Annotated in this window: 23 protein-coding genes and 2 pseudogenes; 22 read left to right on the forward strand and 3 right to left on the reverse strand. The window is 43.8% G+C overall.

Going from position 1 to position 24,444, the window contains the following annotated elements:
* The first annotated feature begins 398 nt into the window (after window positions 1–398).
* The 8 genes from O3620_RS08155 (at window position 399) to O3620_RS08190 (ending at window position 8,431) form a co-directional block, all read left to right on the forward strand.
* Window positions 399–1,697: a hypothetical protein gene (locus O3620_RS08155; RefSeq protein ID WP_002920373.1), complete on the forward strand. Its 1,299-nt coding sequence runs from the start codon at window positions 399–401 to the stop codon at window positions 1,695–1,697.
* A gap of 72 nt (window positions 1,698–1,769) precedes the next feature.
* Window positions 1,770–2,753, forward strand: coding sequence for a hypothetical protein (locus tag O3620_RS08160; RefSeq protein WP_002920372.1), 984 nt, complete (start codon window positions 1,770–1,772; stop codon window positions 2,751–2,753).
* A 72-nt stretch (window positions 2,754–2,825) separates the two neighbouring features.
* Entirely contained in the window at window positions 2,826–3,716 is an 891-nt protein-coding gene (locus tag O3620_RS08165; protein ID WP_002920371.1) for a hypothetical protein, read from the forward strand.
* Window positions 3,717–3,944: 228 nt separating this feature from the next.
* On the forward strand, window positions 3,945–4,841 hold the full coding sequence (locus O3620_RS08170; RefSeq protein WP_002920369.1) for a hypothetical protein: 897 nt from the start codon (window positions 3,945–3,947) through the stop codon (window positions 4,839–4,841).
* A gap of 457 nt (window positions 4,842–5,298) precedes the next feature.
* Window positions 5,299–5,997 carry a 2,3,4,5-tetrahydropyridine-2,6-dicarboxylate N-acetyltransferase gene (dapD, locus tag O3620_RS08175; RefSeq protein ID WP_032913059.1) on the forward strand — a complete coding sequence of 233 codons (699 nt, stop codon included), beginning with the start codon at window positions 5,299–5,301 and terminating at the stop codon, window positions 5,995–5,997.
* A 76-nt stretch (window positions 5,998–6,073) separates the two neighbouring features.
* Window positions 6,074–7,207, forward strand: coding sequence for an N-acetyldiaminopimelate deacetylase (locus tag O3620_RS08180; protein WP_371601632.1), 1,134 nt, complete (start codon window positions 6,074–6,076; stop codon window positions 7,205–7,207).
* Window positions 7,208–7,227: 20 nt separating this feature from the next.
* Window positions 7,228–7,767: a 5-formyltetrahydrofolate cyclo-ligase gene (locus O3620_RS08185; protein WP_002917801.1), complete on the forward strand. Its 540-nt coding sequence runs from the start codon at window positions 7,228–7,230 to the stop codon at window positions 7,765–7,767.
* A complete protein-coding gene (locus O3620_RS08190) occupies window positions 7,748–8,431 on the forward strand; it encodes a rhomboid family intramembrane serine protease (protein WP_125357186.1) in 684 nt (227 codons plus the stop codon). Before O3620_RS08185 ends, O3620_RS08190 begins: the two co-directional genes overlap by 20 nt.
* A gap of 97 nt (window positions 8,432–8,528) precedes the next feature.
* On the opposite strand, the gene galU is transcribed toward O3620_RS08190, so the two are convergent.
* Window positions 8,529–9,434, reverse strand: a complete 906-nt coding sequence (gene galU, locus O3620_RS08195) for a UTP--glucose-1-phosphate uridylyltransferase GalU (RefSeq protein ID WP_002893959.1) — start codon at window positions 9,432–9,434, stop codon at window positions 8,529–8,531.
* Window positions 9,435–9,450: 16 nt separating this feature from the next.
* Window positions 9,451–10,473 (reverse strand): NAD(P)H-dependent glycerol-3-phosphate dehydrogenase, encoded by a 1,023-nt coding sequence (locus tag O3620_RS08200; RefSeq protein WP_048773874.1) that lies wholly within the window; start codon window positions 10,471–10,473, stop codon window positions 9,451–9,453.
* A gap of 159 nt (window positions 10,474–10,632) precedes the next feature.
* Here O3620_RS08200 and O3620_RS08205 point away from each other — a divergent pair, with 159 nt between their 5' ends.
* The 4 genes and pseudogenes from O3620_RS08205 (at window position 10,633) to O3620_RS08220 (ending at window position 14,110) form a co-directional block, all read left to right on the forward strand.
* Window positions 10,633–12,339 carry an ABC transporter ATP-binding protein gene (locus tag O3620_RS08205; protein ID WP_371601633.1) on the forward strand — a complete coding sequence of 569 codons (1,707 nt, stop codon included), beginning with the start codon at window positions 10,633–10,635 and terminating at the stop codon, window positions 12,337–12,339.
* A 1-nt stretch (window position 12,340) separates the two neighbouring features.
* Window positions 12,341–12,479, forward strand: a pseudogene (locus O3620_RS08210) (ABC transporter ATP-binding protein); the annotation flags it as partial.
* Window positions 12,458–13,186, forward strand: a pseudogene (locus O3620_RS08215) (ABC transporter ATP-binding protein); the annotation flags it as partial. The pseudogenes O3620_RS08210 and O3620_RS08215, both read left to right, overlap by 22 nt.
* A gap of 135 nt (window positions 13,187–13,321) precedes the next feature.
* Complete coding sequence (locus tag O3620_RS08220; protein ID WP_371601674.1) at window positions 13,322–14,110, forward strand: ABC transporter ATP-binding protein; 789 nt, start codon at window positions 13,322–13,324, stop codon at window positions 14,108–14,110.
* A 116-nt stretch (window positions 14,111–14,226) separates the two neighbouring features.
* On the opposite strand, the gene O3620_RS08225 is transcribed toward O3620_RS08220, so the two are convergent.
* On the reverse strand, window positions 14,227–16,200 hold the full coding sequence (locus O3620_RS08225) for a peptide ABC transporter substrate-binding protein (protein ID WP_002920358.1): 1,974 nt from the start codon (window positions 16,198–16,200) through the stop codon (window positions 14,227–14,229).
* 228 nt (window positions 16,201–16,428) lie between these two features.
* Here O3620_RS08225 and O3620_RS08230 point away from each other — a divergent pair, with 228 nt between their 5' ends.
* From O3620_RS08230 to O3620_RS08275, 10 genes are all read left to right on the forward strand, one after another.
* Entirely contained in the window at window positions 16,429–17,118 is a 690-nt protein-coding gene (locus tag O3620_RS08230) for a gamma-glutamyl-gamma-aminobutyrate hydrolase family protein (RefSeq protein WP_002893948.1), read from the forward strand.
* Between the two features lie 217 nt (window positions 17,119–17,335).
* On the forward strand, window positions 17,336–17,779 hold the full coding sequence (locus tag O3620_RS08235; protein WP_002920355.1) for a dUTP diphosphatase: 444 nt from the start codon (window positions 17,336–17,338) through the stop codon (window positions 17,777–17,779).
* Between the two features lies 1 nt (window position 17,780).
* Window positions 17,781–18,296, forward strand: a complete 516-nt coding sequence (locus O3620_RS08240) for a histidine phosphatase family protein (RefSeq protein ID WP_002907880.1) — start codon at window positions 17,781–17,783, stop codon at window positions 18,294–18,296.
* Window positions 18,297–18,338: 42 nt separating this feature from the next.
* Window positions 18,339–18,971, forward strand: a complete 633-nt coding sequence (locus O3620_RS08245; RefSeq protein WP_002907881.1) for a methyltransferase domain-containing protein — start codon at window positions 18,339–18,341, stop codon at window positions 18,969–18,971.
* Window positions 18,972–18,976: 5 nt separating this feature from the next.
* The gene (gene radA / locus O3620_RS08250; RefSeq protein WP_080556503.1) at window positions 18,977–20,344 is read left to right on the forward strand and encodes a DNA repair protein RadA; all 1,368 of its coding nucleotides are present in this window, start codon (window positions 18,977–18,979) and stop codon (window positions 20,342–20,344) included.
* A gap of 115 nt (window positions 20,345–20,459) precedes the next feature.
* Window positions 20,460–21,176, forward strand: a complete 717-nt coding sequence (locus tag O3620_RS08255) for a TIGR00266 family protein (protein ID WP_002916623.1) — start codon at window positions 20,460–20,462, stop codon at window positions 21,174–21,176.
* Window positions 21,177–21,289: 113 nt separating this feature from the next.
* Window positions 21,290–21,985, forward strand: coding sequence for a TIGR00266 family protein (locus O3620_RS08260; protein WP_101771898.1), 696 nt, complete (start codon window positions 21,290–21,292; stop codon window positions 21,983–21,985).
* 148 nt (window positions 21,986–22,133) lie between these two features.
* Window positions 22,134–22,631, forward strand: coding sequence for a beta-class carbonic anhydrase (locus O3620_RS08265; protein ID WP_371601634.1), 498 nt, complete (start codon window positions 22,134–22,136; stop codon window positions 22,629–22,631).
* Between the two features lie 97 nt (window positions 22,632–22,728).
* A complete protein-coding gene (locus O3620_RS08270; protein WP_002899165.1) occupies window positions 22,729–23,595 on the forward strand; it encodes an ABC transporter permease in 867 nt (288 codons plus the stop codon).
* The gene (locus O3620_RS08275; RefSeq protein ID WP_125330792.1) at window positions 23,592–24,350 is read left to right on the forward strand and encodes an ABC transporter ATP-binding protein; all 759 of its coding nucleotides are present in this window, start codon (window positions 23,592–23,594) and stop codon (window positions 24,348–24,350) included. Before O3620_RS08270 ends, O3620_RS08275 begins: the two co-directional genes overlap by 4 nt.
* The last annotated feature ends 94 nt before the right edge of the window (window positions 24,351–24,444 follow it).

Here is a 24,444-nt window from a genome sequence, read left to right on the forward strand (position 1 = left end):
ATAATATCGTTGGTATATAAGTTTGGAATTGCTTTGTTGGGCACGGACGAGAGTTCGTGCCTTTTTCCTTGTAGATTTAGAGCTAAACCTGTTCAAAATATGATATACTGGAACAAGACTGTCTTAGCGAAACATTGCCTTTTCAAAGTGTTTAGAGGAAGGGTGAACTGAGAAGTTAAAAGGACTATTCATCAAAGTCTCACATTAGTTATTTTTGTTGTAAAATATTTTAAAGAGTAAATGATGTTTTAAAAAAGTTATTGATACAGATATGGTATTTCTAGCTTATTGAAGAAAGAGAAGCTAGTGTCTGTCTTTCCGAGTAGTTCTATCGAAATGAATGAAAAATGCTATCTTACTAATGCTGATTAGTTTAAAAAATATGATTGGGAGAATATATGGAAAAAAGAAATCTAGAAGCCTTAAGACGGGAACATAAATCAAAATTTAACAAGGTTCAGCCTAAAAGAAGGGACGTCAATCATTCTGTATTCCCATCCAGAAAATCTGAAGAAGAGGAATCTCAGGCTTTAGCTCAATCACAAATGACTGAGAAAAAATCAGTCGAAAACATTGAGTCCAATGAATCCTCCTCTAACTCAGTAATTAATGTAAGCGACAAAGATAGTGGAGCTCAGTTCAGCTATCAGGATGTTTCAGAGACTCCAGACGATTTGAGAACTGAAACAGAGATTAAACGAGTTTCAACGGCTGAGTCAGATGACTTCTTACACCTGAGGGGGAGAGAGTTATCTCGCCTTATTTTTGCTTTAGAATCCTTGAAATCTAAGAAAAAAGAATCACTCTATTTTAAGGATGAAACTAGTCGTCCAGACTCAGAACTTGTATCTGAAGCAGAAGAGTATGAGCTTCGTCCGAGATTTAGTGCTGAGGAGCTCGCTAAAAAAGAAGAGAATGAGGCTTTTTGGAAGGAAAATTCGGAGTCTTCATCTGATAGTTCTATGGGTTGGAAACTTATGTGGGCGTTTTTCATGTTACTCATAGGACTAGGAGCTGTAGGGCTAGTTTCCAATCCGAGCTCTAAAACAAATAATATTTATAATGATTCTTTTGATATTTATCAGGGGGGAACGTCATCTAACAGCGAAAGGGATTTAACTTCTACTAATCGTTCAGAATTGATTGCTGGAGAAGAATATCAGTTTCATATCACTTATGATGATATCGCACTTTTGTTTGCGGATTTTAAAGGAACTGCCTCTCGTTTAACAGCAGATGAAGTGGTTGCTAAGTTAGGAAAAGCGAAATCAGGGAGAGAACATAATTATGATAATCAAATAATAACACTGAATTTAGATTATCCTGATGCAGGATCAAATGCTTCGGTTTCAATTTCTTTTTCTAGTTACGGTAGTGTGGGAACGCCTAAATTAGATTCTCTATTCAGTCATCATCTTAGCAGCAATAGTTTGCCAAATCGAAATTCTCAATTAACTCGTCAAGATTTTTCTGGTATAGAGAAAGGGAAATCCTACCAAGAAGTTGTCGGTCAATTGGGATTGCCAGATAGTCTTTCTATCTATACAAATTACATATCTTCTAGCAAAGTGTCTATTAGTTATCAGTTATCTGATGGCCAAATAGTTCATCTTTCTTTTGGAGTCTCTGATTCTCAAGGTTATATATTAGAAAAAAATCCTGGTTTAGAGGATGGAGCAGGAGAAACAAACACTTAGCGCTTGATGTAGAAGCTAATTTTGTTCAAGGTGCTAAAAGCATAGAGTTAAAAAAATACAATAGGAGGATGGATGAAAAAAAGAGATTTAGAGTCATTGAGACAACAGCACAAGGCTAAATTTACAGGAGGTAAATCGGCGTCAGCTAAAAAAGAGCAGCGACAACCTCAAATAAGTCCTGATATTGATAAAACGAAAGAAGAATCACAACAGTTACCAACAGGAGAGAAGAAACTCGAAACAAAAACTGATTGGAAGCAAGGGGAGTTTGTAGAGAAGAGGAGAAAAAATTTAAAGTGGGTCTGGACAAGCGGGTCAATTCTTTTAGTGATATTGGTGCTTGCTTCTATTTTTTGGTATGTTTCTTCAAATAGGAGAAGCCAGGAACGCAATACTTATCAATCTAGTTGGTCCTCTAGTGAGGAAAGTGAGAGTTACTCTTTTTCGGAAACCTCGTCTCGCTCATGGGAGGTTCCTGAGGACGAAGACTCTCAAGAGGCCACAGCTTATGTTGATAAGAAAGCAGCAAGATTCGCTTGGACATTTGATGATATCTTATCACTTCAAGTCTATTCATCTGAACAGCAAGGAAGTGGACAAGACGCCCCAACTGCCGAGGAGATTATCGAACGGTTTGGGAAGGCAACATCAGGAGGAGAGAGTAACAACGGTAGCGATGATACACTTTATCTTTTTTATAGTGAATCGAGTGGACAACAAACAACTAGTCTTTTGTTCAAAAAAATTGACGGCAAGTACCGACTGAGCACAATTCGTGGTAACCAACTGAGCAGCTCGCTTTACTCAAGTGGCTCAGAAACGCTGACTGAAGCAGATTTCCAGGACTTGAAAGCAGACGAATTTGGACAAGGTGCCCACATTCAAGATGTGGTGTCGCGTTTTGGTTTGCCACAAGTTATCAACAAGTCTGTAGACTATAAAGACAGAACGATTGTCTATCTCAAATATAAGCTGACGAATAAAAGCTATCTTTACTTAGACTTTGCCTTATCAAAGACAGGAGATTATCGACTGACTCGGAAGTATGTTTATTGATAAGAAGATTCTTATTCTATGGTTTAGAATTATTTGTTTGGGGATGATAGTTGGTTCATAAAGGAGAGAAGGATGCCAAGAAAAGACTGGGAGAGTCTGCGCCAGAAGCGTCAAACTAAATTTCAACAGGGTCAGAAGAGAGCAGGAAAAGTTCAAGAGGAACAGGAACTAGCTATTACTGAAGCAGAGCGCCAAGAAGTTGCGAAGAATAGGGTGGAAAACAAGAGCTCTACTCAGGTCGAGAGAGACGGGAAAGGAATTCTTGGACGTAAGCTTGTTAATAAACAAGTGTTGTGGTCATCAGTAGGTTTCTTGTCCATCTTCTTGCTTTTATCAGTTCCTTATTTGGTAAAACAGCTTGAATACTTCTTATCCCCTCAGAGAGTATTGGATGAATATGTGGATGAGGGGAACGATCATTTTGACTGGACTTATGAGGATATTAGCCAGCTTCAACTACAGAAAAAAAGTGATGTTGATGAGCGAAGCGGGTCTGGACTAAGCCCCAAGGATATTGTGAAGAAATTTGGTAAAGCGCAGTCAGGTAATCTAGCTCCTTTCCTGAATCAGACTGCTGGGCGCATGAGTCTTTTCTATTCTCGAGAAGAACCGCGGCAGCGTTTGTCTTTCTACTTTGAAAAAATAAATAATGAATATCAGTTGTCAGGTATTTATTCTTATAATCTTGCTAGTTCGCAGCATGTTCAAAGCCGAACAGATCTAAAAGAGGAAGATTTTGAACATCTTGTCCTTGGTAAAGAGTTTCAAAACGAAGATGGAACTAGCTATCAGGAAATTTTAGAGAAGTTTGGCCTATCAAAATACATAGAAGTTGATTCGGGTGGCGAGAGTGGTCAAAAGCTGAATGTGTTGTATAAGTTGGAGAATGGGAAATATGTAAGTCTTTGGTTCACCGTTTCTCAGGCTGGTGACTATCTTCTTTATGAAAAACATATTACCTGATGTTAGATATCTCGAGAGCAAAAAGTATCGGTAGACAGTAGTCCGGGACTCTTATGAGTATTCATTATTGGGGAAAACTGAAGATATTCTCTATTGCGCGACCAAGGTTCATTTAATTGAATGGATAGTATTTGTCAGATTTTGAAAAAGTAGGCAGACGGTATTCTTTGTTTTGAAAAAAATAATTGCTAGAAAAAATAGGAATTTGGTTTATTTAAGGAGAAGAGCATGGGAAGAGGGCGGAAAGTTCAACGGGAGTGGTCAAAGAAGCCAGGATTAAACAAACAAGCAACTAGTGTGTTCTCTGATAGCAGTCCTCAAGGGGAAGTCTTTGAGGTTACAGCTAAAGAAAAACAACAAAAAAAGTTGGCTGAGAATCGAAAACCTAAACTTATATCAAGTTTAGGTCAGTCTAGATACGCCTCTTTGTTAGTAGTTTCTACAGGTCTAGTGCTAATTACTTGTTTTGCAATCCTTGTATCATATACGTGGCCAAGGTCCAAGCAAGTACGAAATCAGTCATCAGAGCAGTCTGCTAGTACAGTTCAGAATGAATCAGAAGATAACATAAAGAAGCTGACTGAAGATTATTCTGACCTTATAGAAGAGAATAGACAAATAGACTTCCAAATAGAAGATATACTACAGATGGTAAAAACGATGAAAGAATCTAATGTGCTTCCACAGGATATTGTCGAGAAGTATGGAAAAGCTAGTTCCGGTAGCATAGATAATAGCGTGAAAGGCAGCCAATTAGTTGATCTGACATATAAATTAATAGGAGAGAAAGGAGATATTATCTTAAGGTTTAGGGATGTTGGAGGTCAAACAGAGCTCTCATTAGTATACGTTAGATTATTTCGTAATGCTTGGGGGCCAGTTACGAAATCGGTTGATGATTACCGAACTCTTATTCCTCAAGATAAGCAAGAAGGAGTGGAAGTAAAACAGGCCATAGCAGAACTGGGGATGCCTAAGACTATTTATGCTTCTAAATCAGTTAAGGGGCAAGTTGATTCAATTAGTCTAAGTTACTCAACCACAGACAATATGACTGTTTCTTTGTATTTTGACGAAGTGAATGGGCTTTACCGTCTAAAAAGTTTGCTGAGCAGCACGGTCTGAGAAGATAGACCAGAAACGCCAGAATCTTCTTTAAAAATCAAGAGGCTTGCGAAAATAGAACTAAAAAAAATCCTGATGAGAGTATCAGAAAGGCGTTGGGGAAGTAAAAGTCTAAGGAATAGATGGAACCAATCGCAATGGGCCTTATCACAATCGGGTATCTAGGGTGCCCTAAAACATTTGGAGCTTCCAAATACTTATTACAAAGTAGGAATCAAGGGACATTAATCTGAGTCTATGTTAGATAGAATCCACTGTCATTTGGAATTTGCAGAGGATAAAGATAGGAGACGTCATTTAAAAAATATTCAATCCTCTGAATAGGGAATAATAATATCGTTCTAAGAAAGTACAAACTAAACTTCTGAATTGTGTTATAATAGATAAATATTAGATGGCTATGAGAGAGTGTATCTTTCTCTATATAAAGAAATGGAAAGAACAAAGAGGTAAAGCTATGTCTGCTACTAAAATGAACGCTCAAGAAATTATCAAATTTATCGCTGATGCCAAGAAAAAAACTCCGGTCAAGGTAACCTTTGATGGAGAATTGCACGGTTCCATTCCTTGGTCTGTTGTGAAGTTAGGCAATGTTCTTTTTGGAGACTGGGAAGAAATTAAGCCGCTCCTAGCGAACTTAGAGGAGAATAAGACCTATGTCGTAGAGCAGGATGCCCGCAACTCAGCGGTGCCGCTTTTGGACAAGCGCGATATCAATGCCCGTATTGAGCCGGGTGCTATTATCCGTGACCAAGTCGAAATTGGCGACAATGCTGTTATCATGATGGGGGCGGTCATCAATATCGGTGCAGAGATTGGCGCTGGAACTATGATTGATATGGGTGCTATTCTGGGTGGCCGAGCGATTGTCGGCAAAAATAGCCATGTCGGTGCAGGAGCTGTTTTAGCAGGCGTGATTGAGCCGGCTAGTGCTGAGCCAGTTCAGGTTGGAGACAATGTGCTGATTGGTGCCAATGCGGTTGTGATCGAAGGTGTACAAATTGGCAGTGGTTCCGTTGTTGCGGCTGGTGCGATTGTGACCCAGGATGTTCCGGAAAATGTAGTAGTTGCTGGCGTTCCAGCACGAGTTATCAAGACCATTGACGAGAAGACCCAGCAGAAGACAGCTCTGGAAGACGCTCTGCGTACTCTTTAAAAATAGCATAAATTTGAATTGATTGGGTGCGGCCCGACACTTTGACTGGTCTGACAAGATTTTAAAGGAAAGAAAAATGCTTGATTATCTGAACATTCGCCGTGATTTACACCAGATACCAGAAATCGGTCTGGAAGAATACAAGACCCATGCCTACCTGATGCAGGTCATTGATGGCCTGACAGCTGGCCTAGACTTTGTGGAAATTCGAACTTGGCGGACGGGTATTTTGGTCTTTATCAAGGGAAGTTCACCAGATAAGACGATTGGCTGGCGGACAGATATTGATGGTTTGCCGATTGTGGAGGATACAGGACTGGACTTTGCCAGTACTCATGCAGGTCGCATGCATGCCTGCGGACATGATATGCACATGACGGTGGCTCTAGGTCTGCTGGAACAAGCTGTGAGCGCTCAGCCTACCCACAATCTGCTCTTTCTCTTTCAGCCTGCTGAGGAAAATGAAGCTGGCGGTATGCTCATGTACGAAGACGGTGCCTTTGGCGACTGGCTGCCAGATGAGTTTTACGGTCTCCATGTGCGACCAGACCTCAAGGTCGGCGATATTGCCACTAATAGAGGAACGCTCTTTGCTGGCACCTGTGAAGTCAAGCTGACTTTTAAGGGTAAGGGGGGCCATGCGGCCTTTCCTCATGAAGCCAATGATGCTTTGGTGGCGGCTAGCTACTTTATCACCCAGGTGCAGACCATTGTCAGTCGCAATGTCGATCCTATCGAGGGGGCGGTTGTAACCTTTGGTTCGCTCCATGCTGGCACGACCAACAATGTCATCGCAGAAACGGCCTTTTTGCATGGCACCATTCGGACTCTGACTCAGGAGATGAATCTCTTGACTCAGAAGCGCTTACGGGAAATAGCAGAGGGCATAGCCCAAAGTTTCGGTCTGGAATTGGACTTGGAGCTTAAACAAGGTGGCTACCTACCTGTAGAAAATCATCCTGACCTAGCAGACGAATTGATGGACTTTTTCCAGAAGGAAGAAGGAGTGCAGTTGATTGATATTGCGCCGGCTATGACAGGTGAGGACTTCGGCTATCTGCTCAGTAAGGTCAAGGGTGTCATGTTCTGGCTGGGAGTGGACAGTCCCTATGCCCTCCATCATCCCAAGATGGCACCGGATGAGGCCGCACTGCCCTTTGCTATTGAAAAAATTGGGAAATTCCTAGATTATAAAATCAACGAAAGATAAGGAAAAGGTGGACGAGCTGCATGAAAAAAGAGCTGAGACAAACTGTGCTGAACCAGATGAAGAAACTGACAGGAAAAGAAAAAGAGCAGGCAGATAACTGGCTGACCCAGCACTTGCTCAGTTCAGCAGCTTATCAAAACGCTCAGGTTATCGCTACCTATCTTTCTATGCCGCATGAAGTCTCAACTGCATCCTTTATCAAGCAGGCTCAGTTGGACGGCAAGCGGGTTTTAGTGCCCAAAACCTATGGCCAGGGTCGGATGATATTTGTGGATTATGATGAAAGTTGCCTGCAAAAAAGCTCTTTTGGTCTTATGGAGCCGATAAGTGAAGAGGCTGTGGACAAGACAGAAATTGATCTGATTCATGTGCCGGGTGTGGTTTTCAATTCTCAAGGCTTTCGGATCGGTTACGGCGGTGGCTACTATGACCGCTATCTGGCTGATTTTGCAGGAGCATCCATCAGCAGCATCTATAGTTTTCAACAGTCTGATTTTGAGCCTGATTATCACGATATAGCAGTAAAGGAAGTACTGATTTATGAACTACATCTACGATAAAAAATATCCTGTGACCAGTGTTTTGTTAATTCTAACAACACTTGTCTTTGTGGGGATGCTGATTTTACGTGGCTTTTCTTATGCTGAAGCACAAACGGTCTTTGAATTTGGAGCAGTGTATTCTCCAACTATTATCATGAATCCCATTCAGATATGGCGCCTCTTTTCTGCTATCTTTGTGCATATTGGCTTGGAGCACTTTGTGGTAAATGTTATTACTCTTTATTTTATTGGACGGCAGGCAGAAGATATTTTTGGCTCACGAAATTTCTTTCTGCTCTATATGATGTCTGGCCTAATGGGAAATATCTTTGTCTTCTTTTTCAGTCCAGATGCTCTATCAGCAGGAGCTTCAACCGCCTTGTTTGGACTTTTTGCCTCTATCGTGACCCTGCATTATGTCGTTCGCGACAGCTACATTCAGCAGCTGGGGCAGTCTTATATGACCTTGATTGTGGTCAATATCATCTTTAGTTTCATGCCTAGTATCAGCTTGGCGGGGCATTTGGGAGGTTTGATTGGTGGCATACTCTGTGCGGTCATTCTCCCTATCAAAGGCTCAAGCAATGCTTTTAAACCTGCTCAGCGCTGGTTAGTCCTATTCGGTTATCTAGCCTTGGCCGCCCTTCTGATTTTTCTAGGCTTTCATCATTCCTTGATTTAACAAGTGTGTATAAATAACTAACGATATATAAAAAAGAGGTTAAAAACCTCTTTTTTATAGCTGAAATTTTATTTTCAACGTTAGTTGTTTGAATCAATTATTTTTTACTTTGTTTTTTCTCTAATGTATGACCCAAGTCAATGATATACTGCTTCAAGGAGTCTTTGACCTGCGGATGCTTGAGGGCGTAGTCGATAGAAGTCTTCATAAAGCCGAACTTGTCACCGACATCATAGCGATCGCCCTTGAATTCGCGAGCGAACACGCGCTGCGTCTTGTTAAGAGTATCAATCGCATCGGTCAGCTGAATCTCATTTCCAGCACCTGGCGCTTGTTTTTCCAAGATTTCAAAAATTTCTGGTGTCAGCAAGTAGCGGCCGATAATAGCCAAATCACTCGGTGCATCCTCAGGTTTTGGTTTTTCGACGAAGGTTTCCACGCTGTAGAGACCTTTGACACCTTCGCCTTGAGGGGCAATCACACCATAAGAGGAAACTTCATCATGAGGGACCTGCATGACAGCGATGGTAGAAGCGTGAGTAGCCTCGTAATCATCAATCAATTGCTTGGTCAGCGGCACAGCCTTATCATTGGTGATGTCCATGAGATCATCGCCCAGCATGACAACGAAAGGCTCGTTTCCTACGAAAGCCTTAGCTTGAAGGACAGCATCTCCCAGTCCGCGCGGATGGCTCTGACGGATGAAATGCAGACCGATACCAGTGGTTTCATCGACCAATTTGAGCAAATCGTCTTTACCCTTTTCTTTGAGATTGTATTCTAATTCAAAGTTTGAGTCAAAGTGGTCTTCGATTGAGCGTTTTGACTTACCTGTGACAACTAGAATATCTTCAATTCCAGATTTGAGAGCTTCCTCGACGATGAACTGGATGGTTGGCTTGTCGACGATCGGCAACATTTCCTTGGCCAGTGCTTTGGTAGCTGGCAGGAAGCGGGTTCCGAGACCAGCTGCAGGGATGACGGCTTTCTTAACTTTTGACATAATTATTTCCTTTCTATTAGAACGAAGTCCATTCGTTCTCAGCCTTGAATTCATTGTTCATAATTTCATAAATGGCTTCTTTGATATTACAGTTTTGATAAATAACCTTATAAATAGCCTGTGTAATCGGCATATAAACATCGAGCTCTTGGGCCAGTTCATAGGCAGCCTTGGTGGTGGAAATTCCTTCGATAACCATGCCCATATTGGCTTCAATATCAGCTAACTTCTCGCCGCGTCCTAGAGCATTGCCGGCCCGCCAGTTGCGGGAGTGGACAGAAGTCCCTGTGACAATCAGGTCACCGACACCAGATAGGCCGCTGTAAGTCAGAGGATTGGCTCCTAACTTGACACCTAGACGCGTGATTTCGGCTAGACCGCGTGTGATAATAGCTGCCTTGGCATTGTCACCGTAACCTAGTCCATGGAGAGCACCAGCTCCGACTGCGATGATGTTTTTCAGAGCGCCGGCAGTCTCCACTCCGATAACGTCGGTATTGGTGTATAGGCGGAAGTAGTGATTGCTGAAGAGCTCCTGCACATACTTAGCTGTTTCCAGATCCTTAGAAGCAGCGGTGATCAGGGTAATATCGCGTACAATGGTTTCCTCAGCATGGCTGGGACCTGAGACAACGACAATCTCGCTGCGTAGCTCTGCAGGGATTTCTTCTTCCAGGATAGTTGAAATCCGTTCATGAGTATTGGGCTCCAGTCCCTTGGAGGCGTGCATGATTTTCACCTTATGGTCCAGAGCTTGAGCTACTTGTTTGGCTACCAGACGGGTTACCTTGGTCGGCACGACAAAAAGCACGGCATCGGCATCTTTTAAAGCTTCTTCCAGATTATGATAAGCCTTGATCTTTTCGTCCAGTACAATATCTTTGAAATAGCGTTTATTGGTGTGTTCGTCGTTGATTTCGTTGATTTGCTCAGCGATATTTCCCCAAATACGAACCTCGTGTCCGTTGTCGTTTAATACTTGTGATAAGGCTGTTCCCCAAGAACCAGGACCAATCACAGCAACTCGTTGTTTATCCATATCTTCTCCTTATGATGAAATTCCGAGTCTGAATTTAAATCAGTTTTAGAGTCTATATCTCATTTTACCATATAATATAAGAAATTTCTTGCTTGACATTGTTTTTATCTGTGATATAGTAAGGAAACTAAGTCAAATATGAAAAAAGTAGGAGGAAGCATGTTTTTTAAAAGTCTATTACGGTATAAATGGTATGCCCTGAGTTCGCTTTTGATGACCTCGTTGATGATTGCCAGCTCTCTTTTACTGCCCTGGTTTTTAAAACACATCTTAGACGCTTTGCAGGAGCAAAATAGCCAGACTATCTACAGTATGGGCGGTTGGCTGATTGGCATCGGTTTTGTCGGGCTGGTGGCAGGAGGGATTAATGTAACCTTGGCGGCTTACATTGCCCAGGCTGTCTCATCAGATCTCCGTGAGGAGACTTTCCGCAAGATTCAGACCTTTTCTTATGCCAATATCGAGGAATTCAACGCTGGTAATCTAGTCGTGCGGATGACGAATGACATCAATCAGATTCAAAATGTAACTATGATGCTCTTTCAAATTCTTCTTCGACTGCCCATTCTTTTTATCGGATCAGTTATCTTGGCCATTGTGACCATGCCCTCTCTCTGGTGGATTATTTTCTTGCTGATTGTGCTCATAGCTGGTCTAACGGCTGTCATGATGGGGATGATGGGGCCTCGTTTTAAGAAATTCCAGACTCTTTTGGATAAAATCAATGCCATTGCCAAGGAAAATCTTCGTGGTGTGCGAGTGGTCAAGTCCTTCGTTCGGGAGGAAGACCAGTTTCATAAGTTTAGTCAGGTGTCTGATGAGCTTTTGTCAGAGAATCTCTATATTGGCTATGCTTTTTCAATCATTGAGCCAATGATGATGTTGGTCGGCTACAGTTCTGTTTACTTGGCTATCTGGACTCTGTCTGGCATGATTCAGGCGGAGCCAGGACTGGTCAGCTCTATCGCTTCTTTTATCGGTTATCTGAGCCAGATTATTTTCACCATCATTATGGTTGGTTTTTTGGGAAATGGCGTGACGAGGGGGATCATTTCTATCCGTCGGATCAAGGAAGTATTGGCGACGGAGCCAGCTATGACTTTCCCAGACTCACCAGATGAAGAACTAGAAGGCAGCCTCAGCTTTGAGCATGTGACTTTTTCCTATCCCAATGATGACGAGCCAATGCTAAAGGATATCAGCTTTGAGGTAGAGCCTGGGCAAATGATTGGCGTTGTCGGTGCGACAGGCGCTGGCAAGTCTACCTTGGCCCAGCTGATTCCCCGTCTTTTTGATCCGCAAGAAGGTTCTATCAAGATTGGCGGTCGAGATCTGCGAGAGCTTAGTCAGGGAACTCTTCGTAAAAATGTTTCTATCGTGCTCCAGCGGGCGATTCTATTTAGCGGGACCATTGCGGATAATCTCCGTCAGGGCAAGCTCAACGCTTCATTGCCTGAAATGGAGCGAGCGGCTCGTATTGCCCAAGCCAGTGAATTTATCAGCCGTATGGAAGAGAGTTTTGATAGTGCAGTGGAGGAGCGTGGCAGCAACTTCTCTGGCGGTCAGAAGCAGCGGATGTCCATTGCCAGAGGTGTTGTCAACAATCCCAATATTTTGATTTTAGATGATTCGACCTCAGCCTTGGATGCCAAGTCAGAAAAGTTGGTTCAAGAAGCCTTGAATAAAGAGCTGCAAGGAACGACGACAATTATCATTGCTCAAAAGATTAGCTCCGTCGTTCATGCAGATAAGATTCTGGTCTTGGATCAAGGACGGCTGATTGGCCAAGGGACGCATACGGAATTGGTCGCAACTAACGATGTTTACCGTGAAATCTACGAAACTCAGAAAGGAAAGGAGGACTAAGATGCGGACGATTGCATTTTTCTGGCAATATTTTAAGCGTTACAAATTATCCTTTGTCGTTGTCCTTTTGATGATGATAACAGCGACTGTTTTTCAGGTCCTTTTTCCGGTTTATGTCGGTCAGGCTGTTCAGCATTTGGTTGAGTTGGGACGTGCTTTTGCAGAGAAGGGTGAGACTGATCAGATTCTGTCGACTTTTGGCAGTGTCATGGGCAGTGTATTGGTGTCCTTTGTCTGCCTGTCTGTTTCTAGCTTAATTTACATGGTTTTGATGACCCGAGTTATTGCCCATTCGACCAATGAGATGCGCAAGGGCCTGTTTGGCAAGCTATCCAAGATGACAGTTGCTTTCTTTGACCGCCATCAGGATGGAGACATTCTGTCGCGCTTTACCAGCGACTTGGACAATATCCTGCAAGCTCTAAACGAGAGCATGATTCAGGTTATGAGCAATGCCTTGCTTTATATGGGTCTAGTGATTATCATGTTTGTCCAAAATGCTAGATTGGCCTGGATAACGGTAGCCAGCACACCGGTTGCTTTTCTTCTCCTAGTGGTCATTGTTAGGCTGGCTCGGAAATACACCAATCTTCAGCAAAAAGAAGTCGGCCGCCTCAATGCTTATATGGACGAGACTATTTCCGGTCAGAAGGCTGTTATCGTTCAGGGGATGCAGGAGGAGGTCATCAAAGGTTTTATTGAGCAGAATGACCGAGTACGCTTAGCGACCTTTAAAGGCCGGACCTTTTCAGGCCTTCTCTTCCCTATCATGAACGGGATGAATTTGATTAATACAGCCATTGTTATTTTTGTTGGTTCGGCTGTCTTACTGAGCGACCCTAATGTTGAAACGGCTGTTGCAGTTGGCCTGATTACCACGTTTACTCAGTTTTCTCAGCAGTATTATCAGCCCATCATCCAGATTGCTGCCAGCTGGGGCAGTTTGCAGTTGGCCTTTACAGGGGCTGACCGGATTCAGGAGATGTTTGATGCACCAGAGGAAGTCCGGCCAGAGAATGCACCTGCTTTCATAGAGCTTACAGACTCCGTGGAGATCAAGCATGTGGACTTCTCTTATGTAGAAGGCAAGCCTATTCTCAAAGACGTATCTATTTTAGCCCCTAAGGGCAAGATGACGGCTGTTGTTGGCCCGACTGGTTCAGGTAAGACGACCATTATGAACCTGCTCAATCGCTTTTACGATGTGGATAGTGGCAGCATTGAGTTTGACGGTCGCGATATTCGAGACTATGAGTTGGATAGCTTACGGAGTCATGTGGGTATTGTCCTGCAGGATTCGGTGCTCTTTAGCGGCACGATTCGGGACAATATCCGCTTTGGTGTGCCGGATGCTAGTCAAGAAATGGTCGAAACGGCTGCGCGTGCGACCCATATTCATGACTATATCGAAAGTCTGCCAGACAAATACGATACCATCGTGGATGATGATCAAAATATTTTCTCAACTGGGCAGAAACAGCTGATTTCCATTGCTAGAACTTTGCTGACCGACCCACAAGTCTTGATTTTGGACGAAGCGACTTCCAATGTCGATACGGTAACAGAAAGCAAGATTCAGCAAGCCATGGAAGCCGTTGTAGCTGGCCGGACTAGCTTTGTTATTGCTCACCGCCTCAAGACGATCCTAAATGCTGACCAGATTATCGTCCTCAAAGATGGAGAGGTCATTGAACAGGGCGATCATCATCAGCTCCTTAAACTCGGCGGTTTCTACTCAGAACTTTATCACAACCAGTTTGTCTTTGAGTAGCTGGTTGGTTTTGCAGCTGGATAATCAGCCAGGCTTTTAAAATATTAGATAGAAAAGTTAAAAAATCCAGCAGGTTTCTGTTCCTGCTGGATTTTTAATTAACATCAAAGTAGTGATTATTTCACATGTTTAGCCAGATCCTCTTGGGCCTTTTTATTGGATTCCTCTTTTTCTTTTTTCCATTTTTCTTGGGCCTTCTGATAGTCTTTAGTCGTGACAATCTCATCACTGATTTCCACGTATTTATGATAGTTGGCGTCTTTTGTACCTGTCTGAGCATAAGAGTTGGTAAATGGCACAATCCGAGAAATGAACGGTGCTGCTCCTCGGCTGCTCATAGTTGGCACAACGAGGGCGCTATCTGTCAGCCATGCTTGAGCTGCAGCATATTTTTCATAGCGCTTGTCAACATCTTGTGTTTCGTTTCCGGCCTCTTCGATCAGCTTGCTGTACTCATCTAGTCCTACAGCTTTAGCAGCAGCATTGTCTTTGCCTTCAAATCCAAGGTAGGTTCTGGTCTGAGTGCTGTTACCTGGGACTAAAATGTCCAGGTAAGTAGATGGATCTTGGTAGTCTGGATCCCAGGCAACGAGACCGTTGATATCCCAGTCTTCCTGGCTAGCAGCTTCAGCATTGAAGGTGATGTTTAGTGCTTCGTCCTCAGCCAGCATCTGCAGGTCTACAGAGACATTGTCCTTGCCTAAAGCCTCTTCTAATGACTGTTTCAGAGATTGCATGCGGTTGACGAAGTTAGTAGAATTCTGAGCGACAGGAACGTCTAGATGGATTGGGAATTGTACGCCTTCATCTGCAAGAGCCTGCTTGGCTTTGGCAAATTCCGACTTGGCTTTGTCAGCATTGTGGAGACCGTCTTGGCCGTCATCCAGCTTGATACCTTTCCACTCGTCACCATAGGAAGCCAGTGATTCTTCGACCAGAGTGCCAAATTCCTTGCCATTGGCTTGTACGAAGGTTGGCGGAACAAAGAGATTACGGACAGCTGGCTTGGCTGCATCTTCTCCGTTGACCTGAGCTGAATAGCTTTCGCGGTTAAGGGCAAAGGCTAGAGCTTGGCGGAAGTCTTTGTTCAGCAGAGCTTTTTTGGTAGCTTCTTTTTGTTCATCGCTGGTTTTAGAAGTATGGTTATAACTTTGACGGTCAATGTTAAAGCTGATTAGAGCGACACCCGCTCCTGCTTCTGTCATGAAGATATTATCTTTGTATTTCTCGGCGATTGAGGAATAACTGGAAGTGGCTGGGTAGAGTCTTGCCAAACTGTAGCCGCCATCTCCAAAGGTCCGCGCTAATGAATCTTGGTCAGAACCATCGTAGTAAGACAGTTTGACACCATCAATCTTGACCTTGTCCTTATCCCAGTAATTAGGGTTCTTCTCAAATTCGACAGAGGATTTAGAAGTAATGGACTTCATGATAAATGGACCGTTATACAGAATGGAATCTGCCTTGGTTGCCTGACCGAATTCCTTGCCTTGTTTTTCTAGGAAGTCCTCGTTGACCGGCATCATGACACCTGATGTTGTTTTAGAGTTCCAGTAGGTTTCAGGCTTGTTGAGTGTATATTGAACCGTATGATCGTCCAGTGCCTTGACTCCAACAGCTGAAAAATCTTTGTTGGTACCGGCTGCGTATTCACTCAGCCCCTTGATAGAATCTTGGATAAGAGGGAGAGCGTCTGATTTGACATCAGCAGCATGTTTGATACCTGCCACAAAGTCCTGAGCCGTGACATCTGCGTATTCTTCGCCATCAGCGGTATACCACTTGGCATCTTTGCGCAGCTTATAGGTATAGACGAGACCATCTGGAGAGACTGTCCAATCTTCTGCGATAGACGGAGCTAAGTTTCCATATTTATCATTTTCCAGCAAGCCATCTACACCATTTGTAGTCAGCTCGTGGGTAGACCCCTTTGCCGACTGGATGTAGTCCAAAGTCGTTGGATCAGACGTAAAGACATAGCTGTAGATTTTTTTGCTGGATTGGGAACTTCCGCCTCCAGAGCAAGCTGTAAGTAAGCCGACAGAGAGCAGAGTGAGCCCTGCGGCAAGAAGAATATTTGATTTTCTCATAGGGACCTCCAAGTCATGAGTTTTTACACTGCTTATTATAACAAATTTCTGTCAAAAGTAAATAATTTTCTGATAATTCTGAAATGTTTTTCTAAATTTTAAAAAAGAGATTTGTAGTGTTGCATATTCTGATAAAAAATTTTTATAACCAGCTTTAAAAAAATCTATTGGACGGCTTCGCAGAGGAGTGGTAAGATATACTATATCAAAATAAGGGGGAATCACGGTATGTGCAGAACTATTGTTGGAATTTCAGCCAATCTTTGTCCAGTTGATGAAGCTGGGAAAAATATTCACACCTCTGTTTCACGCAAGTTTGTGGACGGCGTACGAATGGTTGGTGGCCTGCCGATGGTGATTCCCGTTGGGGATAAAAGTTTAGTTCAGGATTATGTAGAAACGATTGACAAGCTGATTTTGTCAGGCGGGCAAAATGTTCACCCGCAGTTTTATGGGGAAGAGAAGACCATCGACAGTGATGATTACAATATTGTCCGCGATGAGTTTGAGTTGGCACTCTTGAAAGAAGCCCTGCGCCAAAATAAGCCAGTCATGGCCATCTGCCGCGGTCTGCAGTTGGTAAATGTTGCTTTTGGCGGTACTCTTAATCAGCATATCGAAAATCACTGGCAAGGCTTGCCATTTGGTACTTCGCACTCCATTCGTACGGAGAAAGACAGCGTTGTGGAGCGCTTGTTTGGTCAGGCTAGCCAGATTAATTCGGTCCATCGCCAAAGCATCAAAGACTTGGCGCCTAATTTCCGCGCGACAGCTTTTGATCCCAGAGACAATACCATCGAAGCGATTGAATCAGTTGACAATCATCGTATCATAGGTCTTCAATGGCATCCGGAGTTTTTAATAAACGAAGAAAAGGGCAATTTGGAGCTATTTCAGTACCTCTTGCAAGAGCTGTAAAAAATTATTTTATTTTTTTAAGTTACTTTTAGGAAAATTTAAGATAAGTGTTCTATACTAAGACCATAAACAAAGACCTCCTAACTTTGTTTAGAAATCCTAAAACTTTTCTTTTTCATAATAATCTCCCTATAAGAACCGCCCAATTGGCGGTTTTTTTGCTTGTTCTTTGCGAATTTAGTATAATAGGGACAGCAAAAATAGAAAAGAGAAATGCATGAAAATCCGCGGATTCGAGCTGGTTTCCAGCTTTACAAATGAAGATTTATTGCCAAAGAGAGAGACAGCTCACGCAGCTGGCTACGACTTGAAAGTGGCAGAGCGCACCCTCATTGCGCCAGGGGAGATTAAGCTGGTTCCGACTGGTGTCAAGGCCTATATGCAGCCGAGCGAGGTGCTTTATCTTTACGATCGCTCATCCAACCCTCGTAAAAAAGGCCTGGTTTTGATTAACTCCGTTGGGGTCATTGATGGCGACTACTATGGCAATCCTGGAAACGAAGGCCATATCTTTGCCCAAATGAAGAATATCACGGATCAGGAAGTCGTCCTTGAAGTTGGCGAACGTGTAGTGCAGGCTGTCTTTGCAGCATTTCTGATTGCTGATAGAGATGAAGCGGAAGGCGTGAGGACCGGCGGATTTGGGTCGACAGGACATTAGTATGAAAATCATTTTTATCCGCCACGGAGAGCCAGATTATTCTCTTTTGGAAGAGGCCGGTTACACTGGCTTTGGACTAGATTTGGCTCCCTTGTCGGCTGCTGGTCGTCGGATGGCGACAGAGGCAGCTGCTAATCCTTTGCTGGAACAGGCGGAAATTCTGATCTCTTCTTCTGTGACGCGAGCTTTGGAGACGGCCTCCTATCTGATTCGAGACCGCCAACTGCCGCTTTTTGTGGAGCCTTTGTTACATGAATGGCAGGTATATGAGAGTGGGACAGAAAAGTTTGAGCAGGCTCGGAAGTTATTTTTTGAGAATAATGGTTCTCTTCCTGCAGGAAGTCCTGTCCGGTATGAGACAGCTGAGCAGATGAAAGCCCGCTTTTTCCGTGCCTTAAGCAAATACAGAGACTACGAGACGGTAGCTCTTGTAGCCCATCGCATGCTCATCCACCAGTTTGTAGCTGATCAGCAGATTGATTTTTGCCAGTTTGTTGAATGTGAACTGAAGTTTTAATTTTTCGCTGTAAAAAGAATTTAGAGATAGATAAAAGAAAATATGAAAGAATTTAAGAACAAGGACTATGCAACAGAAATTCGTCAGAAAATTCCAGGCTATGATGTGATGCTAGATGTGATTTTCCGAGGAGTATTGCTTAGGTTAGCACCCAGTTTAAAAGTCGATAAGGTGTTAGCTTTGGCAAGCCAGACGGATGAGTTAAATGGTTTGGCATCCTTATTTCCTGAGGCAGGGTTGACGGTTGTGGAGCCAAGTGAGGCGATGCTACAAGAGCTTAAAAGACAGGTTCATCTGCCTCAAGCGGAGTATCTTAATAGTCGGTTTGAAGAAGCAGTGCTGCCTTCTGCTTATCAGATTTGTTCTTGCTTGCTAGTATTGCAGTTTGTTGAAAATCCCAGCTTATTTCTTCGAAAAATTTATGACTCTTTAAGTGAAGGTGGCCTTCTGATTCTTAGCTTTTTTTCCAACCAGCAACTGGGCTATTGGAAAACACTTGCTTCAGAGCTAGGAGCTAATCAGCAACAAGTTCAGCGTACTTATGAGAATCAAGCTGGTTTGATGAATTCCCTCTCGCCTCAAGAAGTTGCAGGCCTGCTAGAAGAGGCTGGCTTTACTAATATAGAGCAGGTGTGTCAGGTCTTATCTACTTTTGTTTGGATTATTAGAAAATAAGGAGAATCACCATCGCTAAGAAAAAAACGACCTTTGTCTGTCAAAATTGTGAATATCATTCGCCCAAGTACCTAGGCCGCTGTCCTAACTGTGGCTCTTGGTCTTCTTTCGTTGAGGAAGTAGAGGCTGCTGAGGTCAAGCATGCTCGTGTTTCCTTGACGGGCGAAAAGACCCGGCCCATGAAGCTGGCTGAGGTCACTTCGATTGATGTCAATCGGACCAAGACGGAAATGGATGAGTTCAATCGTGTACTGGGTGGTGGTGTCGTGCCTGGTAGTCTGGTTCTGATTGGCGGGGATCCCGGTATCGGGAAATCCACCCTGCTTCTGCAAGTATCCACCCAGCTTTCCCACCAGGGCACCGTCCTATATGTCAGTGGGGAGGAATCAGCTGAGCAGATTAAGTTGCGGGCGGAGCGTCTCGGTGATATTGACAGTGAATTTTATCTCTACGCCGAGACCAATATGCAAAATATCCGCACAGAGATTGAGAAAATCAAGCCAGATTTTCTGATTATCGACTCCATTCAGACAGTGATGTCGCCGGAAATTTCCAGTGTTCAAGGCTCTGTTTCTCAGGTTCGAGAGGTGACAGCTGAGCTCATGCAGCTGGCCAAGACCAATAATATTGCGACCTTTATCGTTGGTCACATGACCAAGGAAGGAACCTTAGCTGGTCCTCGAACTTTGGAGCACATGGTGGACACCGTGCTTTATTTTGAGGGTGAACGTCAGCATACTTTCCGTATCTTGAGAGCAGTCAAGAACCGCTTTGGCTCGACCAATGAGATTGGCATTTTTGAAATGCAGTCTGGTGGGCTAGTTGAGGTTGTCAATCCAAGTGAAGTCTTTCTGGAAGAGCGTCTGGACGGCGCGACAGGTTCGTCTATTGTCGTGACCATGGAAGGAACGAGGCCGATTTTGGCAGAGGTGCAGGCTTTGGTTACACCGACCATGTTTGGCAATGCCAAGCGAACCACGACTGGACTGGACTTTAACCGAGCCAGCCTCATCATGGCGGTTCTGGAAAAACGGGCAGGGCTCCTTCTGCAAAATCAAGACGCCTACCTCAAATCAGCTGGTGGTGTCAAGCTAGATGAGCCAGCCATTGATTTGGCGGTGGCGGTAGCCATTGCTTCCAGCTACAAGGATTTGTCTACAAATCCCCAAGAGTGCTTTATTGGTGAAATTGGCCTGACTGGAGAAATTCGCCGGGTTAATCGCATCGAGCAGCGCATCAACGAAGCAGCAAAGCTGGGCTTCACTAAAGTCTACGCTCCTAAAAACTCTCTGAACGGCCTCAAAGTTCCAGACAATATCCAAGTCATTGGTGTGACGACGATTGGGGAAGTTTTAAAGAAGGTATTTTCTTGATTAAAGTAGTATTGCGAAAAGTTGTTGTGCGTGCTATAATATTGCTAGAAAAATAGGATTTGTCTGGAAATTCCTATAAGTTGTTTTTCCAGATTTTTTAGGAGGATAATCAACCATGGTAGATCATCGTATGAATGTTTCTATTACCAACAATGCTCAATTTCCCTTGGCGGAGATTGCTTTAGATGCATCAGAGTCTGTTCGTATTCAGACTGGGAGCATGATATATCACACCCCCAACGTTGTCTTGAATGCTAAAGTGAATGCAGAGTCTCAATCAATCTTTGGCATGGCAATCCAAGCTGTGGGCCGTTCTATGGCTTCTGGCGAAGGAGTGTTTATAACTGAAGCAACTGCTCAATCAAATAACGGTCGTCTAGCCTTAGCGCCTAATGTACCTGGTCAGATTGTTGCTCTGGAACTAGGCGAAAAGCAATACCGCCTTAATGATGGAGCTTTTCTGGCTATGGATGGTTCTGCCTCTTATACTTTGGAGAGGCAGTCGGTAGGTCGAGCTCTCTTTGGTGGCCAAGGAGGCTTTTATGTGATGAGTACCCAAGGTCAGGGGACACTCTTGGTAAATTCCTTTGGCTCGATTCAAAAGGTCGAGCTACATAATGATAGGATAACGATTGACAATGCCCACGTAGTAGCATGGAGTCGAGAGCTGGAGTATGATATTCATTTAGAAAATGGTTTCTGGCAGTCCATGGGGACTGGTGAAGGAGTGGTTAATACCTTCTATGGAACTGGGGAAATTTACATCCAAAGTCTCAATATTGAAACCTTTGCAAATGTTCTTCGCCCACACCTGAATATTGACAATTCTTGAAAATTTCTAGGAGAGACTCAGGTTGTCTCTTCTTTTTTGATGCTTCAGTTTTCCTTTGTCCAAAATATATGAAAATGTTATAATCAAGTCATAATGAGAAGGAGGCATTTCTTATGCGATTTTCTATGGACAGTAATATGCAGTTTCCTTTGGTTGAGTTGTCGCTCAATCAAGGTGAAACGGTCTTTATCCAGCGTGGCAGCATGGTCTACCACACGCCGAATGTGACCCTGAATACCCAGCTCAATGCAAGCGGTTCTGGCTTGGGACGTTTTGTCAAGGCTGTGGGGCGTTCTATGGTTTCTGGTGAAAGTACCTTCATTACCCAGGCTGTTGCCCAGTCTGATAATGGCTACCTTGCTTTAGCGCCAGATTCTCCTGGCCAAGTCATTCCTCTTCAGCTAGGCGAAAAGCAATATCGACTTAATGATGGTGCCTTTCTAGCTCTTGATGGTACGGCTTACTATACCATGGAGCGCCAGTCTGTCGGCAAGGCTATCTTTGGAGGGCAAGGGGGTCTCTTCGTTATGACAACTCAAGGTCAGGGCACTCTGTTGGCTAATGCCTTTGGATCTATTAAGAAAATTGAGCTTCATAACCAAGAAGTGACTATTGACAATGCCCATGTAGTAGCTTGGAGCCAGTCTTTGAATTATAATATCCATCTGGAAAATGGCTTCTGGCAGTCTATTGGAACGGGTGAAGGAGTCGTCAACACTTTCCAAGGAACTGGTGAAGTCTATGTGCAAAGTCTCAATCTTCAAACCTTTGCAGGCTCACTCAGCAAGTATATTCCAAGAAGCTCATAACAAATAAAACTAGGACAGAAGATCAGGCTAGATGCTGGATTTATCTGTCCTATTTTTTTATAACAAAGTCGAGAACTGACAAATAGCAGAAAAGATGGTAAGATAATATAAAATTATTTGAATATCAAAGTATCAGCAAGGGGAAAGAATGTCATATTTTGAAAATTTTATGAAGGCCAATCAAGCTTATGTCGATCTGCATGGAACGGCACATCTGCCGATCAAGCCCAAGACCAAGGTAGCCATTGTAACCTGCATGGACTCTAGGCTCCACGTGGCTCAGGCTCTAGGACTGGCACTAGGAGACGCCCATATCTTGCGCAATGCCGGCGGTCGGGTAACAGAGGACATGATTCGCTCGCTGGTTATCTCGCAGCAGCAGCTAGGAACGCGGGAAATCGTAGTTTTGCATCATACAGACTGCGGAGCACAGACCTTTAAGAATGAGGAGTTTACGGCCTATCTTCATAAAGAACTAGGTGTCAATGTCAGTCATCAGGACTTTTTGCCCTTTACAGATGTAGAGGAAAGTGTGCGCGAGGATATGGCCTTGCTGCGGCAGTCACCGCTGATTTCAGCTGATGTAGAAATCTCAGGTGCGGTTTATGATGTAGATACTGGTCGAATGACAGTTGTTGAGGAATAGTTGGGAAGTCAATTTCTTTGTCTGCGCATCGGCATTGAAATTGGCTCCTTTTTTATGTTAAAATAGAGAAACGATTTTAATTAGTTAGGACAATGTTATGATTCTTTCCATTATTTCTCAGGGACTGGTTTGGGCCGTCCTAGGTCTAGGTATTTTTATGACCTTCCGGATTCTGGGCTTTCCTGATATGACGACAGAAGGCTCCTTCCCCTTGGGCGGGGCGGTAGCTGTTACCTTGATTACCAAAGGAGTCAATCCTTTTCTGGCAACAGCAGCGGCCGTTTTAGCAGGCTGTGCTGCGGGTGCCGTGACAGGTCTGCTCTATACCAAGGGGAAAATTCCGACTCTGCTTTCTGGGATTTTGGTCATGACCTCCTGCCACTCTATCATGTTGATGCTGATGGGTCGTGCCAATCTGGGGCTTTTAGGCAGCAGTAAGATTCAGGATATTCTGCCTTTTTCAGGGGAAGTCAATGACCTTTTGACTGGTTTGATTTTTGTCAGTCTGGTGATTGCAGCCCTGCTCTTTTTCTTGGATACCAAGCTAGGGCAGGCCTATATCGCGACCGGAGATAATCCGGATATGGCTCGCAGTTTTGGTATCAATACTGGTCGTATGGAGTTGATGGGACTGATTCTGTCAAATGGCTTGATTGCTCTGGCTGGGGCACTGATTGCCCAGCAGGAAGGTTATGCAGATGTGTCCCGTGGGATTGGAGTGATTGTTGTCGGTCTGGCCAGTCTTATCATTGGCGAGGTGCTCTTCCATAGTCTGACCTTGGCAGAGCGTCTGATTACCATTGTGGTTGGTGCGATTGCCTATCAGTTCTTGATCTGGGGCGTCATTGCTCTCGGCTTTAATACCAACTATCTCCGTCTATACAGTGCGGTGATTCTGGCCGTCTGTCTCATGATTCCAACCCTGAAAAATAAATTCTTTAAAGGAGCCAAGTTAAGCAAATGACAGCGATTGTAGAATTAAGAAATGCAACTAAGCTTGTAAAGAGCGGCTTTGATGAAGAAAAAATCATCCTAAATGATGTTTCTTTGGACATTCACGAGCATGATTTTATTACGATTTTAGGCGGAAACGGTGCAGGAAAGTCAACCCTGTTCAATGTCATTGCCGGCACTCTCCCTCTGACCAGTGGCAGCATTCATATCTTGGGGGAAAATGTCACTCATTTTTCACCAGAAAAGCGGGCCAAGTACCTGTCTCGTGTCTTTCAGGATCCTAAGATGGGAACAGCTCCGCGCATGACAGTGGCGGAAAATCTTCTTATTGCCAAATTCCGAGGTGAAAAGCGTGGCTTGGTGCCCCGTGGGCTCAACAGTTACAGGGAAGAGTTTCAGGCGACGATTGAGAAAATCGGCAATGGCCTGGACAAGCATCTGGATACGTCGATTGAATTTCTTTCTGGCGGACAAAGACAGGCTTTGAGTCTGCTCATGGCAACGCTCAAGCGCCCAGAGCTTTTGCTTCTGGATGAGCATACTGCAGCACTGGATCCCAAGACTAGTGTTGCCTTGATGGAGCTGACCAATGAGTTTGTCAATCGTGACCGCCTCACAGCCCTTATGATTACCCATCACATGGAAGATGCCCTCAAATATGGCAACCGATTAATCGTCATGAAAGACGGGCAGATTATTCAGGACTTAAACAAAGACGAGAAAGCCAAGATGACCATTGCAGATTACTATGGCTTGTTTGAATAGGCTTGCTCAGAGTTTTGTAAAAACAAGAGAAAGAATATGTACTAAATAATGTACGGCTCCCACAAAGTTAGACAATTAATGATCAAAAGTCTCT

The organism is Streptococcus sp. 27098_8_134 (genome assembly GCF_041431675.1).
GTDB classification, from domain to species: Bacteria; Bacillota; Bacilli; order Lactobacillales; family Streptococcaceae; genus Streptococcus; species Streptococcus sanguinis_R.

Excerpts from the sequence above, each read along its gene's own strand:
- O3620_RS08160 (WP_002920372.1), top strand. The coding sequence starts at position 1,770 with ATGAAAAAAAGAGATTTAGAGTCATTGAGACAACAGCACAAGGCTAAA.
- O3620_RS08255 (WP_002916623.1), top strand. The coding sequence starts at position 20,460 with ATGGTAGATCATCGTATGAATGTTTCTATTACCAACAATGCTCAATTT.
- dapD (WP_032913059.1), top strand. The coding sequence starts at position 5,299 with ATGTCTGCTACTAAAATGAACGCTCAAGAAATTATCAAATTTATCGCT.
- O3620_RS08225 (WP_002920358.1), bottom strand. The coding sequence starts at position 16,200 with ATGAGAAAATCAAATATTCTTCTTGCCGCAGGGCTCACTCTGCTCTCT.
- O3620_RS08245 (WP_002907881.1), top strand. The coding sequence starts at position 18,339 with ATGAAAGAATTTAAGAACAAGGACTATGCAACAGAAATTCGTCAGAAA.
- O3620_RS08260 (WP_101771898.1), top strand. The coding sequence starts at position 21,290 with ATGCGATTTTCTATGGACAGTAATATGCAGTTTCCTTTGGTTGAGTTG.
- O3620_RS08165 (WP_002920371.1), top strand. The coding sequence starts at position 2,826 with ATGCCAAGAAAAGACTGGGAGAGTCTGCGCCAGAAGCGTCAAACTAAA.
- O3620_RS08265 (WP_371601634.1), top strand. The coding sequence starts at position 22,134 with ATGTCATATTTTGAAAATTTTATGAAGGCCAATCAAGCTTATGTCGAT.
- O3620_RS08220 (WP_371601674.1), top strand. The coding sequence starts at position 13,322 with ATGTTTGATGCACCAGAGGAAGTCCGGCCAGAGAATGCACCTGCTTTC.
- O3620_RS08190 (WP_125357186.1), top strand. The coding sequence starts at position 7,748 with ATGAACTACATCTACGATAAAAAATATCCTGTGACCAGTGTTTTGTTA.
- O3620_RS08230 (WP_002893948.1), top strand. The coding sequence starts at position 16,429 with ATGTGCAGAACTATTGTTGGAATTTCAGCCAATCTTTGTCCAGTTGAT.
- O3620_RS08240 (WP_002907880.1), top strand. The coding sequence starts at position 17,781 with ATGAAAATCATTTTTATCCGCCACGGAGAGCCAGATTATTCTCTTTTG.
- O3620_RS08170 (WP_002920369.1), top strand. The coding sequence starts at position 3,945 with ATGGGAAGAGGGCGGAAAGTTCAACGGGAGTGGTCAAAGAAGCCAGGA.
- O3620_RS08200 (WP_048773874.1), bottom strand. The coding sequence starts at position 10,473 with ATGGATAAACAACGAGTTGCTGTGATTGGTCCTGGTTCTTGGGGAACA.
- O3620_RS08235 (WP_002920355.1), top strand. The coding sequence starts at position 17,336 with ATGAAAATCCGCGGATTCGAGCTGGTTTCCAGCTTTACAAATGAAGAT.
- O3620_RS08205 (WP_371601633.1), top strand. The coding sequence starts at position 10,633 with ATGTTTTTTAAAAGTCTATTACGGTATAAATGGTATGCCCTGAGTTCG.
- O3620_RS08270 (WP_002899165.1), top strand. The coding sequence starts at position 22,729 with ATGATTCTTTCCATTATTTCTCAGGGACTGGTTTGGGCCGTCCTAGGT.
- galU (WP_002893959.1), bottom strand. The coding sequence starts at position 9,434 with ATGTCAAAAGTTAAGAAAGCCGTCATCCCTGCAGCTGGTCTCGGAACC.
- O3620_RS08185 (WP_002917801.1), top strand. The coding sequence starts at position 7,228 with ATGAAAAAAGAGCTGAGACAAACTGTGCTGAACCAGATGAAGAAACTG.
- O3620_RS08155 (WP_002920373.1), top strand. The coding sequence starts at position 399 with ATGGAAAAAAGAAATCTAGAAGCCTTAAGACGGGAACATAAATCAAAA.
- O3620_RS08275 (WP_125330792.1), top strand. The coding sequence starts at position 23,592 with ATGACAGCGATTGTAGAATTAAGAAATGCAACTAAGCTTGTAAAGAGC.
- O3620_RS08180 (WP_371601632.1), top strand. The coding sequence starts at position 6,074 with ATGCTTGATTATCTGAACATTCGCCGTGATTTACACCAGATACCAGAA.